This is a genomic window from Enterobacter cloacae complex sp. ECNIH7 (assembly GCF_002208095.1).
Classification (GTDB): domain Bacteria; phylum Pseudomonadota; class Gammaproteobacteria; order Enterobacterales; family Enterobacteriaceae; genus Enterobacter; species Enterobacter cloacae_M.
The window spans coordinates 2,780,139-2,795,021 of record NZ_CP017990.1 but is presented as its reverse complement, the minus strand read 5'-3'; the positions used below and the strand labels follow the sequence as shown (position 1 = coordinate 2,795,021).

Below are 14,883 nucleotides of genomic sequence, written 5' to 3'. Positions count from 1 at the left end.
TTTCCTGTTGAATTCACTGTTATTTCCCGCTGCCGGCGATGTTCTCACCGTCGCGGGTTAGCCACCAGGCTCCCAGAATGGGGATAGTTGTCACCAGCATCACCAGCAGTGCTACGACGTTGGTGACCGGAACGTCGCGCGGACGACCAAGCTGATTGAGCAACCACAGCGGTAACGTGCGCTCGTGTCCCGCCGTAAACGTTGTGACGATTATCTCGTCAAACGACAGGGCAAACGCCAGCATTCCCCCGGCCAGCAGCGCTGAACCCAGATTGGGCAGCACCACATAGCGGAAGGTTTGCCATCCGTCAGCCCCGAGATCCATCGACGCTTCCACCAGGCTCCAGGAGGTGCGTCTGAACCGGGCAATCACGTTGTTAAACACCACCACCACGCAAAAGGTGGCGTGTCCGACCACGATGGTGAAAAACCCAGGCTCAAGGTCGATCGTTTTGAAGGCCGTCAGCAGCGCCAGACCGGTGATGATCCCCGGCAATGCAATCGGCAAAAGCAGCAGCAGCGAGATCGCATTCTTGCCAAAAAACTCGCTTCGCCACAGCGCCGCTGCAGCAAGCGTGCCAAGCACGAGGGCAATCGCGGTGGAGAGCGCGGCAATCTGAAGTGACAACGTCACGGATTCAATAATATCGCCGCGCCCCGCCGCCACGCTGAACCACTTCAGCGTCAGCCCCTGCGGCGGAAAGCTGAAGGCAGCGTCTTCGGTATTAAAGGCATAGGTCGCGATAATCAGCAGCGGGAAGTGCAGGAAGATAACGCCTCCCCACGCTGCCACTTTCAGGAACAGCGGTGCGCGTTCAGAGTGCATCGAATGCTCCCAGACGTTTCACGAACGCCAGATAGAGTGAAATCAGCACGATGGGCACCAGCGTGAACGCGGCGGCCATGGGCATATTGCCAATGGCGCCCTGCTGTGAGTAGACCATGTTACCGATGAAGTAGCCCGGCGGCCCCACCAGCTGCGGAACGATGAAATCCCCCAGCGTCAGGGAAAAGGTGAATATTGAGCCCGCGGCAATACCCGGGATCGCCAGCGGCAGAACGACGTAGCGAAAGGTCTGGCGAGGGCGCGCGCCGAGGTCGGCTGAGGCCTGCAGTAGCGAGGCCGGCAGGCGTTCCAGAGCCGCCTGGACGGGCAGAATCATAAACGGCAGCCAGATATAGACGAAGACCAGAAACCGTCCCAGCCCGGAGGTGGACAAGGTGTTGCCGCCAATCGCCGGGAGCGTAAGGAGTGAGGTCAGGATCGGCTCCAGCCCCATATGGTTGAGAAACCACTGCGCCACCCCATCCTTCGCCAGCAGCAGCGTCCAGGCGTAGGCTTTGACGATGTAGCTCGCCCACATTGGCAGCATCACAGCGATATAGAAAAACGCTTTCCACTTGCCGCGGGTGTATCGCGCCATGTACCAGGCCATCGGGAAGGCCAGGATGGCGCTGGCAATCGTCACCGCAATCGCCATGGTTAACGTGCGCAGGATAATGTCGTAGTTTGCCGGGTTGAAAAGCGCCTGAATGTTCGCCAGGGTCAGATCCGGCGTGACGGCCATGGTGAAATCGTCAAAGGTGTAAAATCCTTGCCACAGCAGGGTCAGAAGCGATCCTAAATAGACGATGCCAAACCACATGAGCGGCGCGAGCAGAAGCAGGAACAGGCCGAGCGACGGTTTACGCCAGAACAGCGCCGTCATCCGGCTTAAGCGGCCGTGCGAGGCGGGAGGATGCGCGACACTCATAGACATTTCACCTCTCCTCGTGCAGGCGAATCATCGCCTCGCGTGACCACGACGCCATCACCGCCTGCCCCGGCGCAATGCCGCTCAGCGACGAGGTTTCACTGAGATTGGCCTGGCTCACCAGCAGTTTGGCACCATCGGCAAGTTTCAGCTCCAGCCGCGTGGCCGCCCCCTGATACTGAACGGCCTGCACGATGCCCTGAACCTGAACGTCTCCGCCCTCATTAAGGCGAATATGTTCCGGGCGCAGGGAATAGCTGCCTTCCATGCCGCATATTTTCTGCGCAAGGCCCGCATCAAAGACGTTGGACGTGCCGACAAAACCGGCGACAAACGGCGTGCGCGGACGCATGTAGAGATCGCGCGGAGTATCCACCTGCTCGATGCGCCCGTTATTGAACACCGCCACCCGGTCTGACATGGACAGGGCTTCGCCCTGATCGTGGGTGATAAAAATAAAGGTGATGCCGAGTTCCTGCTGAAGCTTCTTTAGCTCGAACTGCATCTGTTCACGCAGTTTGAGATCGAGCGCACCTAAGGGTTCATCCAGCAGCAGGACGCGCGGCTCATTGACCAGCGCCCGGGCGATGGCAACACGCTGCCGCTGGCCGCCGGAAAGTTGTGAAGGTTTGCGGGCAATGGCAAAGCTCAGGCCCACTTTTTCCAGGGCATCGCGAGCCTGCGCATGGCGTTTTTTCTTGTCGATGCCTTTGACCATTAGCCCGTAGGCAACATTGTCGAGGATCGACATATGCGGGAACAGCGCGTAGTCCTGAAAGACGGTATTCACATCCCGCTCCCAGGGAGGCAGTTCGCTCGCCTCTTTGCCGAATATAGAAATTGTGCCGCCTGACAGCTGTTCAAAACCCGCGATCAGACGCAGGCAGGTGGTTTTGCCGGAGCCCGAAGGCCCCAGCATGGAGAAAAATTCTCCGTCACGAATAGCAATGGTGACCCCATCCACCGCCCGTACGTCGCCGTACAGACGGGAAACGTTGTTAAACTCTACCGCGTACGTCATGTTCTGCTCCCGGGCAATTAACGACCGCCCATGATGGCGATGTAATCCTGCGTCCAGCGGCTGTAAGGGACAAATTTGCCGCCTTCGGCGATGGGGGTTTTCCAGAACATGATTTTGTTGAACTCGTTATAACCGTTCGTTTCGCAGCCTTTATCACCCAGCAGCGTGCTGGCCTTACACCCTTCAGCAACCACGGGCAGGGAGCCAAACCAGGCCGCCAGATCGCCCTGCACTTTCGGCGTCAGCGACCAGTTCATCCATTTGTAGGCGCACATCGGGTGTTTTGCCTGCGCGTGCAGCATTGTGGTGTCCGCCCAGCCTGTCACCCCCTCTTTCGGGAAGACGGTGGCAATGGGCTGGTTCTCGGCCTTCAGGGCATTCGCCTGATACGGCCAGGCGCTGGAGGCCACGACGCCTTCATTTTTGAAATCGCTCATCTGAACCGTGGTGTCATGCCAGTAGCGGTGGATCAGCGCGTGCTGGTCGCGCAGCACTTTCAGCACGGCGGCATACTGTGCTTCGGTAAGCTGGTAAGGGTCTTTGATCCCCAGCTGCGGCTGGGTAGCTTTGACGAAGAGCGCCGCATCGGCGATATAAATCGGGCCGTCATAGGCCTGAACGCGTCCCTGATTGGTTTTACCGTCCGGCAGATCCTGTTTGGTAAAGACCACGCTCCAGCTGTCCGGCGGCGTCGGGAAGGTTTTGGTGTTGTACATCAGCAGGTTTGGCCCCCACTGATACGGCGTGCCGTAGACTTTCCCGCCGACGTTAAACCATTCCCCTTTCACAATCCGCGCGTCGAGGGTTTTCCAGTTGGGGATGAGGTCGGGGTTAATGGGCTGAACGCGTTTCCCCATGATCAGGCGCAGGGAGGCGTCACCCGAGGCGGTGACCAGGTCATATCCCCCTTTCGCCATCAGGCTGACCATTTCATCCGACGTGGCCGCCGTCTTGACGTTGACCGCACATCCGGTCTCTTTTTCAAACTGGGTGACCCAGTCGTAGTTTTTATCCGTCTGTCCGCGTTCGATGTATCCCGGCCAGGCGATAATATCCAGTCGACCTTCCCCGTCGCCGATGGCCTTTGGTGGTTCTGCGGCTTGCGCTGTCATGATAGTCATGCCGAGCGCGCACAGGCTGCTGCGGGCAAATTTTTTGCTCATAAGGGTTACTCCTGTCGCAATGAAATTTAGCGGCAGCCGTGCCGTAAAAATATCTCCCTTATTAAACGTAGACCGCGCAAATGCGCCGCACCGTACGGCTTCAGGAAATTTCATCAAGGTGTGACCGAGGGCGCATTCCCTGTTAACTGGATTATAGACAAGGAGTTAGCCGCGAGAGACGGTATGCAGATTTCCTATGACAGGGCACCGCGAAATATTCGCAGCGCCGTCATCAGGATAAGAATTGATTATTTAAATAACGGAGAAAAGTTTATTCCAGCATCGTGCTAATTAATTTTCCTAACTGAATGACCGCCTGCTCTTCTCGCTCTCCCCACGCCCAGGAGGTATTAAACCGGAAGAACGGTGTCCACGCGTCGGAGGTGGAAAACATCTTTCCGGGCGCAATGCTGATGTGGTGCGTTAAGGCTTTTTCGCTGAGCAGCCCCGCATCCAGCTGCGCCGGAAGCTCCAGCCATAAAAAGTAGCCGCTGTCGTTATGGTGGATTTTGACGCCGGCAGGCATATGGCGCAAAAGGGACTGCCAGGCCTGCTGTTTTCGCTCGGCGAGCGTACGCCGCAGCCGGCGCAGATGGGCGTCGTAGCGTTTCGTCGCCAGGTAATCCACCAGCGCCAGCTGCACGGGTGAGCTGGTGGAGAGCGTGCTCATCAGCTGTAGCTGCTGAATGCGTCTCGCGTGTTTTCCTGCCGCAACCCAGCCGATGCGAAAACCGGCTACCAGACATTTTGAAAAGGACGAGCAGTGAAGCGTCATGTCCTGGCGATCCCATGCTTTCGCCGGGAGCGGCTTTTCGCGGCCAAAATAGAGCTCGCTGTAGACATCGTCTTCAATCAGGGGGACGTTGTGTTGCGTTAACAGCGCGACAAGCTGCGCTTTTTTCTCCGCGCTCAGCGTGAAGCCAAGCGGGTTTTGACTGTTGGTCATGATCCAGCAGGCTTTAACCGGGTACTCCTTCAGCGCCTGTTCAAGGGCATTCAGGTCAATCCCCTCGCGCACATCCGTCGCAATCGACAACGCTTTGAGCTTCAGGCGTTCCAGCGCCTGCAGCGCGCCGTAAAAACACGGGTTTTCGACTATCACCCAGTCGCCCGGCTCGGTTACCGCCTGCAGGCTGAGATTGAGCGCTTCAAGCGCGCCTGCGGTGATCACGATCTCTTCCGGGGAGATATTCATCCCCTGCTGCGCGTAGCGACGGGCAATGGCGTGGCGGAGATCGACGTTACCCGGGGGCAGGTTCTCAATCACGCTCATCGCCGTCGCGGTTTTGCTGACGTTCGCCAGCGAGCGGTTGAGCTGCTGCAGCGGGAAAAGTCGGGGATCGGGAAACGCGGAGGCAAAAGGAACAACGGACGGGTCGCGGCTGGCCTGTAAGACGTCGAAGATGTAGGTATTAATATCCACCACTTCGTCACGCATCACCTGGGCAGGTGGAGCAGGCTGATGTGCGGTCGGGCGCGAGGCAACGTAATAGCCCGACTGCGGTCTGGCGACAATGCGCCCCTGACTTTCCAGCATCTGATACGCGTGGCCAACGGTCATAAAACTCATGCCGCTGCTCGCCACCTGCTCTCGCAGCGAAGGCAGCTTATCTCCCGGCAGCCATACGCCAAGCTCAATCTGCGAGATAATTTGTTGCGCCAGACTCTGGTATTTTTTCATCAAATTCTCCTTGTGACCGACAGTGTATATCAGCAGGAGAAAAAGAGAAGATTTAGCTAACTGTTATGGTTCTTGAAACGAATTACTTACGGTACTCGGTAATGTGGCTTTGCGCCTGGCGCGCGGCTGCCAGGTGATCGAGCGTAATCATCGACGATTTGCAAAAGATGCATTTCGCGCCGAGTGGGTTTTTCTCGGACATATCAAAGACTGAGGTACGGTACTGCGAGCCATGACAGCATGGGCAGCGGAAATGAATATAAGAAGTCATAGGATTCTCCTGTGAACGTAAAAACGTAAATTACTAATGGGCCGATTGGGCAATAATGGTTTTAAACAAAACGAATCGGAAAGTAGATAAAGACCCAAGAGAGGCTGCGGAGAGGCACAACGTGATGAGAACTGCTTTATAAAACTACGTCAGATATTTATTTGGACTCAAAACCAGATGGCCATTAACGCACGGCGCAGACGATAAAGCAAGCAGTTTTATGCGTAAAATTCATAAAAAGACGGTTTTTATTCCTCACGCGGGTAGTGTTCAGAATTCTGTGTCATTTCATTAAACTACGACAAAAAGAGATGACACATGACCAAACCATCCTTCGATATCGAAGCTGCATTGCAAGCCTTGCGTGACGGTAAAGACCTGACTGGCAAAGACGGCATTCTTACCCCGCTTATCAAGCAATTGACCGAAGCGGCCATGCAGGCCGAACTTGAGCAGCACCTCGCCCAAGATGAAACGCCCAATCGCAAAAACGGCTCAACATCCAAGACCATCAAAAGCATCGCTGGGCGCTTTGAACTCAATACGCCTCGTGATCGGGCCGGTACCTTTGAGCCGCAAATCATCAAAAAACACCAGACCCAGTTGACTGACGAGCTGGAGCGCAAAATCATCGCCCTGTTTGCGCTTGGAACTAGCTACCAGGATATCCGGGCGCATATCGAAGAGTTGTACGGCATCCATCTGTCCAACGGTACGCTCAACGCCGTGACTGACAAGCTGCTGCCTGAGTTACAAGCCTGGCGTGACCGTGAGCTGGATGCGATTTATCCGGTGATGTGGCTCGATGCCATTCACTACAAGATCAAGGAAAATGGCCGCTATATCACCAAAGCTGTTTACACCATTCTGGGCCTGAATGTCGAAGGTAAAAAAGAGCTGCTCGGTCTTTATCTGTCAGAGCATGAAGGGGCCCATCACTGGTTAAGCGTGCTGACCGATCTGCATAACCGGGGTGTCAAAGACATACTGATTGCCTGTGTGGATGGCTTGAAGGGCTTCCCTGAGGCCATCGCAAGTATCTATCCTCGAACGGAAGTTCAGCACTGCGTCATCCACCAGATCCGCAACTCATTGAAATATGTTGCCAGCAAGAACCAGAAAGCCTTCATGGTGGATCTGAAGTGCGTGTACAAAGCGGCTACCCTGAGTGCGGCTGAATCGGCGCTGGATGAGTTGGAGGCCAAGTGGGGCGAGAAATACCCAGTCGTCATTAAATCCTGGCGCAATAAATGGGAGACGCTGTCGGCCTATTTTAAATACCCGGAATACGTCAGAACCGCCATCTACACGACCAATGCGGTCGAGGCGGTACACCGGCAGTTCCGCAAACTGACGAAAACCAAAGGCGGTTTCGCCAATGAAAACAGTTTGCTCAAGCTGTTATACGCCGGTATGTTGCAGGCATCAGAACGCTGGACGCTCCCCATCCAGAATTGGAATCTGACGCTGTCGCAGCTATCGATCCATTTCCCCGGCAGATTGGATGATCATATTGACCTATGATCGGCTGACACAGAATATTGAACACCCTCCTCACGCGAGGTATATCAGATGGTTAAAGCATGAGTTTTAAGCCAACTGTTATGGTTAAAAATCACTTTTCTGCGTCTGATAGTCCGAACGTTGCCCCTATACCATAACAGCACACCGTTTGACATTGAGGCTGTGCATGTTTGGTTTAGATGCTTTTCACCTTGCACGGATACAGTTTGCCTTTACCGTATCCTTTCACATTATTTTCCCGGCGATCACCATCGGCCTGGCAAGCTATCTTGCCGTACTCGAAGGGCTGTGGCTGAAAACCAAAAATCCGGTCTGGCGCTCGCTGTACCATTTCTGGTCAAAGATTTTTGCCGTCAACTTTGGCATGGGCGTGGTCTCCGGGCTGGTGATGGCCTACCAGTTCGGCACCAACTGGAGCGGATTTTCACAGTTTGCGGGCAGCATTACCGGCCCGCTGCTGACGTATGAAGTGCTGACCGCCTTCTTCCTCGAAGCCGGGTTCCTCGGCGTGATGCTGTTCGGCTGGAACAAAGTCGGGCCGGGACTGCACTTCTTCTCCACCTGCATGGTGGCGTTGGGCACAATTATTTCCACCTTCTGGATCCTCTCGTCGAACAGCTGGATGCAGACCCCGCAGGGCTATGAGATCGTCAACGGTCAGGTCGTGCCGGTGGACTGGTTCGCCGTGGTGTTTAACCCCTCCTTCCCTTACCGCCTGCTGCATATGTCGATAGCCGCATTCCTGAGCAGCGCCCTGTTTGTGGGCGCATCCGCGGCATGGCATCTGCTGCGCGGGAATAATACCCCTGCCATACGGGCAATGTTTTCGATGGCGCTGTGGATGACGCTGATTGTCGCCCCCATCCAGGCCATGGTTGGCGATATGCACGGTTTGAACACCTTAAAGCATCAGCCCGCCAAGATTGCCGCCATTGAAGGCCACTGGGAAAACCCGCCGGGTGAGCCTACCCCGCTGCTGCTGTTTGGCTGGCCGGATATGGAACAGGAGCGCACCCGATTTGGGCTGGAGATCCCGGCGCTGGGGAGTCTTATCCTGACGCACAGTCTGGATAAACAGGTTCCGGCCCTCAAAGAGTTCCCGAAGGAAGACCGTCCGAATTCCACCATCGTCTTCTGGTCATTCCGCATTATGGCGGGCCTGGGCATGCTGATGCTGCTGCTCGGGGTAACGGCACTCTGGATGCGCTACAAAAAACGCGTGTATTCGTCGCGCCCCTTCCTGTGGTTTGCGCTGCTGATGGGGCCAACCGGGCTGATTGCCATCCTGGCCGGGTGGATCACCACCGAAGTGGGTCGCCAGCCGTGGGTGGTCTACGGACTCCAGCGAACGAAGGATGCGGTATCTGCCCACGGTGACCTGCATATGAGCGTGAGCCTGCTGGCCTTCTTCGTCGTCTATACCTCGGTATTCGGCGTGGGTTACAGCTATATGGTGCGCCTCATCCGAAAAGGCCCGCAACCGCATGAATCTTTCGCCACCGAGTCCGACGGACGTCCGGCGCGCCCGCTTTCTGCCGTCACAACTGAACATAAGGAGCAGCCATAATGGGTATCGATCTTTCCATTATCTGGTTTGTCATCATCGTCTTCGCCACGCTGATGTATATCGTGATGGACGGTTTTGATCTGGGGATCGGTATTCTGTTCCCGGCCACGCAGAACGCCGACGATCGCGACGTGATGGTCAACAGCGTCGCGCCGGTCTGGGACGGAAATGAAACCTGGCTGGTGCTTGGCGGTGCCGCCCTGTTCGGCGCATTCCCGCTGGCCTATGCGGTGATCGTTGATGCCCTGACCATTCCGCTAACATTAATGCTGATCGGACTTATTTTCCGCGGGGTGGCTTTTGAGTTTCGCTTTAAAGCCACGCCGGCCCACCGCCCTTTCTGGGATAAGGCGTTTATAGGCGGTTCCATTCTGGCAACATTCACCCAGGGCGTGACGGTAGGCGCCGTTATTAACGGCTTTACCGTCACCGGCCGGGCCTATACCGGCGGCCCCTTTGACTGGTTTACCGCGTTTAACCTGTTTTGCGGCGCGGGGCTGGTGGTGGCTTATGCGCTGTTAGGCTCTACCTGGCTGGTGATGAAAAGCGAAAACGCGCTGCAGGAGCGGATGCGTGAGGTGTCGAAAACGCTGTTAATCGTGCTGCTGGCGTTTATTGCGGCGATCAGCCTCTGGACGCCGCTGGCGCAACCGGCCATCGCTGCGCGCTGGTTCACGCTGCCGAATCTGTTTTACCTGCTGCCGGTCCCTGCTCTGGTGGTGATTTTTAGCCTGTACCAGTGGCGCTGCCTGAATAATCCCGCCAGCCATAGCCGTCCGTTTATTCTGACGCTGGGGCTGATATTCCTCGGCTTTAGCGGGCTTGGGATCAGCATCTGGCCGCATATTATTCCACCGTCGATCACCCTGTGGCAGGCCGCCGCCCCGACGCAAAGCCAGGGCTTTATGCTGGTGGGCGCGCTGTTGATCATTCCCGTTATTCTGGTCTACACCTTCTGGAGCTACTACGTGTTTCGCGGCAAAGTTCAGCATGGGGAGGGTTATCACTGATGCAACAACCGGTATGGAAAAGATTACTGTGGCTGGCCATTATCTGGGGCGGCAGCGTACTGGCGCTGGCTGCTGTCAGTATGCTCTTCCGCATGCTAATGACGGCGGCAGGATTTAAATCGCATTAACGTCATTCCGGGCAACCGCTGCGTTGCCCGGTACTTCTCCCCCGCACTTTCAGATAAACCCCATTAACGCACGGCAGAGTATCGTTACACTGGAAAAAGATTCACGGTATTTATAGTTTGAGAAGAAAAATGAAAAAGCTCATTGCGTTAAGCGTTATTAGTTTTGTCCTTACCGGCTGCGTTAATCCGGGTAAAGCCTCCGTACAGCCGGAGCAACTTAAAAACCACCGCTTTGTGCTGGAAAACGTAAACGGTAAGGCCGTGAAGACCGCGACAACGCAACCTGAGATCGGTTTTAGCGCGCTGCCAGATATCAGCCTGGTTAATAACATCAGCGTTTCTGGCCAGATGTGTAACCGCTTCAACGGACAGGGGAAATTGTCCGAAGGCGAGCTTAAGGTTAAAACGCTCGCCATGACGCGTAAGCTCTGTACCGAGCCGCAGCTGAATGAGCTGGATCAGGCCATCGGCGACATGCTGAGCAAAGGGGCGCAGGTCGACCTGACTGAGGACCAGTTAACGCTGGCGACAGCCGATAAAACGCTGATGTTTAAGCGTGTAGAATAATCAGTAGTTACCGCAGCTTCCAACGGCAAGCGACTGTTCGCTACAGCGTTTGCCGTTTGGCAAGGCGCACATCCCAATAGCAGAACCATCAAGCTGGCGGGCGACAGACAGCGAACCGCCAATCATCGCGCAGTTGGCCTGACCTGAACTGGACATTGCCGCTTTCATTCCCGGCGCCACGTGGGCTGCCGTTGCCTGCTGGACTGGCTCACTGCTACATGCCGACAACAATAACGCGGCACACCCTACCCAAAATGCTGAACGCATGCTCTCTCCCCCATGAATAATGCGAAACCTATGCATAATAGGCATCACATCCCGTGTCGTCGAGAGCGGAAGTGCGTATTTATGCGCTTCAGAAACAATTTCTCGCAATTTTTTCGACAAAAGTTTGATCTACTCATTGATGGCAAGAATACCAAGGACACAAAAGCGAAAATCGTAAAATCCCCCGTTTGCTAGAATACACAGATAATATTCAGGGTTTGTTGCCGTAATACAGACCCCTATTTTTTGCGCAATGTAAGGGTGTTGTCCTATGCAAACTATTGACGGTAATGGTGCAGTTGCCTCAGTCGCGTTTCGCACCAGTGAAGTTATCGCCATCTACCCGATTACGCCAAGTTCTACCATGGCCGAGCAGGCGGATGCCTGGGCGGGTAACGGGTTAAAAAACGTCTGGGGCGATGTCCCGAGAGTGGTTGAGATGCAGTCCGAAGCCGGTGCGATTGCCACGGTACACGGCGCCCTTCAGACTGGCGCGCTTTCCACGTCGTTTACCTCCTCACAGGGATTGCTGTTAATGATCCCTACGCTTTACAAACTCGCCGGTCAGCTGACGCCATTCGTTCTGCACGTTGCCGCGCGTACCGTTGCCACCCACGCGCTCTCTATCTTTGGCGACCACTCCGACGTGATGGCCGTGCGCCAGACCGGCTGCGCGATGCTGTGCGCCAGCAGCGTTCAGGAAGCCCAGGATTTTGCCTTAATTTCGCATATCGCCACGCTCAAAAGCCGCGTGCCGTTTATTCACTTCTTTGATGGTTTCCGCACCTCTCACGAAATTAATAAAATCGTCCCGCTGGCTGACGATACTATCCTGAATCTGCTACCGCAGGCGGAAATCGACGCGCATCGCGCCCGGGCTCTTAATCCTGAACACCCGGTTATTCGCGGGACATCGGCGAACCCGGATACCTATTTCCAGTCCCGCGAGGCCACGAACCCCTGGTACAACGCGGTTTACGACCAGGTTGAACAGGCAATGAATGACTTTGCCGCCGCAACCGGCCGGGAGTACAAACCGTTTGAGTACTACGGACATCCGCAGGCGGAACGGGTGATCGTGCTGATGGGGTCAGCCATTGGTACCTGTGAAGAGGTGGTTGACGAGCTGCTGACGCGCGGCGAAAAAGTTGGCGTGCTTAAGGTGCGTCTCTATCGTCCGTTCTCGGCCAAACATCTGCTTTCGGCTCTCCCTGAAAGCGCCCGAGCTGTGGCGGTGCTCGACCGTACCAAAGAGCCGGGCGCGCAGGCGGAACCCCTCTATCTGGACGTAATGACCGCCCTGGCAGAAGCCTTTAATCAGGGCGAACGTGAAACGCTGCCGCGCGTTATCGGGGGGCGATATGGTTTGTCCTCTAAGGAGTTTGGGCCGGACTGCGTGCTGGCGGTATTCAACGAGTTAAGCGAAGCGAAACCCAGGCCGCGCTTTACCGTCGGCATTTATGATGATGTGACTAACCTGTCCCTGTCGCTGCCGGAAAATACCCTGTCCTCGACGGCTAAACTTGAGGCGCTGTTCTATGGTCTGGGCAGCGACGGCAGCGTCTCCGCGACCAAAAACAACATCAAAATCATTGGTAACTCAACGCCGTGGTACGCCCAGGGGTACTTCGTTTACGACTCCAAAAAAGCAGGCGGCCTGACCGTTTCCCACCTGCGCGTGAGCGAGCAGCCCATCCGCTCCGCGTATCTTATTTCTCAGGCTGATTTTGTTGGCTGCCACCAGCTGCAGTTTATCGATAAATACCAGATGGCCGAGCGCCTGAAGCCCGGCGGTATTTTCCTCCTCAATACGCCGTACAGCGCAGACGAAGTCTGGGGGCGCCTGCCGCAGGAAGTTCAGGCGGTGCTGAACCAGAAAAAAGCCCGTTTCTACGTGGTCAACGCCGCAAAAATTGCCCGCGAATGTGGCCTGGCTGCGCGTATTAATACCGTTATGCAGATGGCCTTCTTCCATCTGACCAACATCCTACCGGGCGACAGCGCGCTGGCGGAACTGCAGGGCGCGATTGCCAAAAGCTACAGCAGCAAGGGCCAGGAGCTGGTCGAACGCAACTGGCAGGCGCTGGCGCTGGCACGCGAATCGTTGTTTGAGGTTCCGCTGCAGCCGGTGAATGCGACAAGCCCGAACCGCCCTCCGGTGGTGTCCGATGCGGCGCCTGATTTCGTGAAGACCGTGACGGCGGCGATGCTGGCCGGTCTGGGCGATGCCCTGCCCGTCTCTGCGCTACCGCCGGATGGTACCTGGCCGATGGGCACCACGCGCTGGGAAAAACGCAACATTGCCGAAGCGATCCCCATCTGGAAAGAAGAGCTGTGTACCCAGTGCAACCACTGCGTTGCGGCCTGCCCGCACTCTGCCATTCGAGCCAAAGTGGTATCACCGGAAGAGATGGACGCCGCGCCGGCCAGCCTGCATTCGCTGGATGTGAAATCTCGCGATATGCGCGGACAGAAATACGTTCTGCAGGTCGCGCCGGAAGATTGCACCGGCTGTAACCTGTGCGTCGAGGTCTGTCCGGCGAAAGACAGGCAGGATCCGGAGATCAAAGCCATCAATATGATGTCGCGTCTGGAGCACGTTGAAGAGGAGAAGGTCAACTATGACTTCTTCCTGAATTTGCCGGAAATCGATCGCAGCAAACTGGAACGTATTGATATTCGTACGTCACAGCTGATTACGCCGCTGTTTGAGTACTCTGGCGCCTGCTCCGGCTGCGGTGAAACGCCGTATATCAAGCTGCTTACCCAGCTGTACGGTGATCGGATGCTGATTGCCAACGCTACCGGCTGTTCGTCCATCTACGGGGGCAATTTGCCTTCTACGCCGTACACCACCGACGCGAATGGGCGCGGTCCGGCGTGGGCAAACTCGCTATTCGAGGACAACGCCGAATTTGGCCTGGGCTTCCGCCTGACAGTCGACCAGCACCGCGCGCGCGTGATGCGCCTGCTGGAGCAGTTTGCCGGACAGATCCCCGCGGAGCTCAATGACGCGCTTCACGCGGACGCGACGCCAGAAGAACGTCGTGAGCAGGTTGCTGAGCTGCGCCGCGCGCTGCAGGGGGTGACGGGGGCTGAACAGCTGCTGACCGACGCTGACGCCCTGGTCGAAAAATCAATCTGGCTGATTGGCGGCGACGGCTGGGCTTACGATATTGGCTTTGGCGGGCTCGATCACGTGTTGAGCCTGACCGAAAACGTCAACATCCTGGTTCTGGATACGCAGTGTTATTCCAATACCGGCGGCCAGGCGTCGAAAGCGACGCCGTTAGGCGCGGTAACGAAATTCGGCGAACACGGTAAACGCAAGGCGCGCAAAGATCTCGGCGTGAGCATGATGATGTACGGTCACGTTTACGTCGCGCAAATCTCGCTGGGTGCCCAGCTTAACCAGACGGTGAAAGCGATTCAGGAAGCGGAAGCGTATCCTGGCCCGTCGCTGATCATTGCCTACAGCCCTTGTGAAGAGCATGGCTACGATCTGGCCCTCAGCCACGACCAGATGCGTCAGCTGACAGCGACCGGCTTCTGGCCGCTGTACCGGTTCGACCCGCGTCGTGCTGACGAGGGTAAATTACCGCTGGCGCTGGATTCGCGTCCGCCTTCGGACGCACTGGCCGAGACGTTAATGCAGGAACAGCGATTCCGTCGCCTTAACGCCCAGCAGCCGGAAGTGGCTGAACAGCTCTGGAAAGATGCCGCTGCTGATCTGCAAAAACGCTATGACTTCCTGGCGCAGATGGCGGGTAAAGCCGAAAAACCGACCAGAGACTAGTTACCCTGCCCGGCTTGTCCGGGCATTTTTTTGCCATAAAAAAAGCCCGGCGTATTCACACCGGGCGAATCCAGATAATCATTGAATATCTATTTAGTTTCCTTAATAGCATTCACGTTAATTATGGATGAATC

The 14,883-nt window shown here is 56.1% G+C and carries 13 protein-coding genes; 6 read left to right on the top strand and 7 right to left on the bottom strand.

Going from position 1 to position 14,883, the window contains the following annotated elements; genetic code table 11:
* Nucleotides 1-19: 19 nt before the first annotated feature.
* The 6 genes from WM95_RS13775 to ymcF form a co-directional block, all read right to left on the bottom strand.
* The gene (locus WM95_RS13775; protein ID WP_029741505.1) at nt 20-826 is read right to left on the bottom strand and encodes an ABC transporter permease; all 807 of its coding nucleotides are present in this window, start codon (nt 824-826) and stop codon (nt 20-22) included.
* A complete protein-coding gene (locus WM95_RS13770; protein WP_023311994.1) occupies nt 816-1,760 on the bottom strand; it encodes an ABC transporter permease in 945 nt (314 codons plus the stop codon). Before WM95_RS13770 ends, WM95_RS13775 begins: the two co-directional genes overlap by 11 nt.
* 1 nt (nt 1,761) lies before the next feature.
* Nucleotides 1,762-2,775: an ABC transporter ATP-binding protein gene (locus tag WM95_RS13765; RefSeq protein ID WP_063408846.1), complete on the bottom strand. Its 1,014-nt coding sequence runs from the start codon at nt 2,773-2,775 to the stop codon at nt 1,762-1,764.
* 17 nt (nt 2,776-2,792) lie between these two features.
* The gene (gene ydcS, locus WM95_RS13760; protein ID WP_088544806.1) at nt 2,793-3,938 is read right to left on the bottom strand and encodes a putative ABC transporter substrate-binding protein YdcS; all 1,146 of its coding nucleotides are present in this window, start codon (nt 3,936-3,938) and stop codon (nt 2,793-2,795) included.
* Nucleotides 3,939-4,209: 271 nt separating this feature from the next.
* On the bottom strand, nt 4,210-5,619 hold the full coding sequence (locus WM95_RS13755; protein ID WP_023311997.1) for an aminotransferase-like domain-containing protein: 1,410 nt from the start codon (nt 5,617-5,619) through the stop codon (nt 4,210-4,212).
* 82 nt (nt 5,620-5,701) lie between these two features.
* A complete protein-coding gene (gene ymcF, locus WM95_RS13750; RefSeq protein WP_023311998.1) occupies nt 5,702-5,890 on the bottom strand; it encodes a cold shock small protein YmcF in 189 nt (62 codons plus the stop codon).
* 318 nt (nt 5,891-6,208) lie between these two features.
* Between ymcF and WM95_RS13745 the strand changes: the two genes are divergently transcribed.
* From WM95_RS13745 to hslJ, 5 genes are all read left to right on the top strand, one after another.
* On the top strand, nt 6,209-7,414 hold the full coding sequence (locus WM95_RS13745) for an IS256 family transposase (protein ID WP_088544805.1): 1,206 nt from the start codon (nt 6,209-6,211) through the stop codon (nt 7,412-7,414).
* Nucleotides 7,415-7,580: 166 nt separating this feature from the next.
* Entirely contained in the window at nt 7,581-8,981 is a 1,401-nt protein-coding gene (locus WM95_RS13740) for a cytochrome ubiquinol oxidase subunit I (RefSeq protein ID WP_063408848.1), read from the top strand.
* A complete protein-coding gene (cydB, locus tag WM95_RS13735; protein WP_033145694.1) occupies nt 8,981-9,991 on the top strand; it encodes a cytochrome d ubiquinol oxidase subunit II in 1,011 nt (336 codons plus the stop codon). Before WM95_RS13740 ends, cydB begins: the two co-directional genes overlap by 1 nt.
* Nucleotides 9,991-10,119 carry a DUF2474 domain-containing protein gene (locus WM95_RS13730; protein WP_008501283.1) on the top strand — a complete coding sequence of 43 codons (129 nt, stop codon included), beginning with the start codon at nt 9,991-9,993 and terminating at the stop codon, nt 10,117-10,119. The genes cydB and WM95_RS13730 overlap by 1 nt, the downstream gene beginning before the upstream one ends.
* Before the next feature lie 129 nt (nt 10,120-10,248).
* Nucleotides 10,249-10,686, top strand: a complete 438-nt coding sequence (gene hslJ, locus WM95_RS13725; RefSeq protein ID WP_059446757.1) for a heat shock protein HslJ — start codon at nt 10,249-10,251, stop codon at nt 10,684-10,686.
* Here the strand turns inward: hslJ and WM95_RS13720 are convergent, their stop codons facing one another.
* Nucleotides 10,687-10,953 (bottom strand): putative hemolysin, encoded by a 267-nt coding sequence (locus WM95_RS13720; protein WP_023312003.1) that lies wholly within the window; start codon nt 10,951-10,953, stop codon nt 10,687-10,689. It abuts the gene before it with no gap.
* Between the two features lie 271 nt (nt 10,954-11,224).
* Between WM95_RS13720 and nifJ the strand changes: the two genes are divergently transcribed.
* On the top strand, nt 11,225-14,749 hold the full coding sequence (gene nifJ, locus WM95_RS13715; RefSeq protein WP_063408849.1) for a pyruvate:ferredoxin (flavodoxin) oxidoreductase: 3,525 nt from the start codon (nt 11,225-11,227) through the stop codon (nt 14,747-14,749).
* The last annotated feature ends 134 nt before the right edge of the window (nt 14,750-14,883 follow it).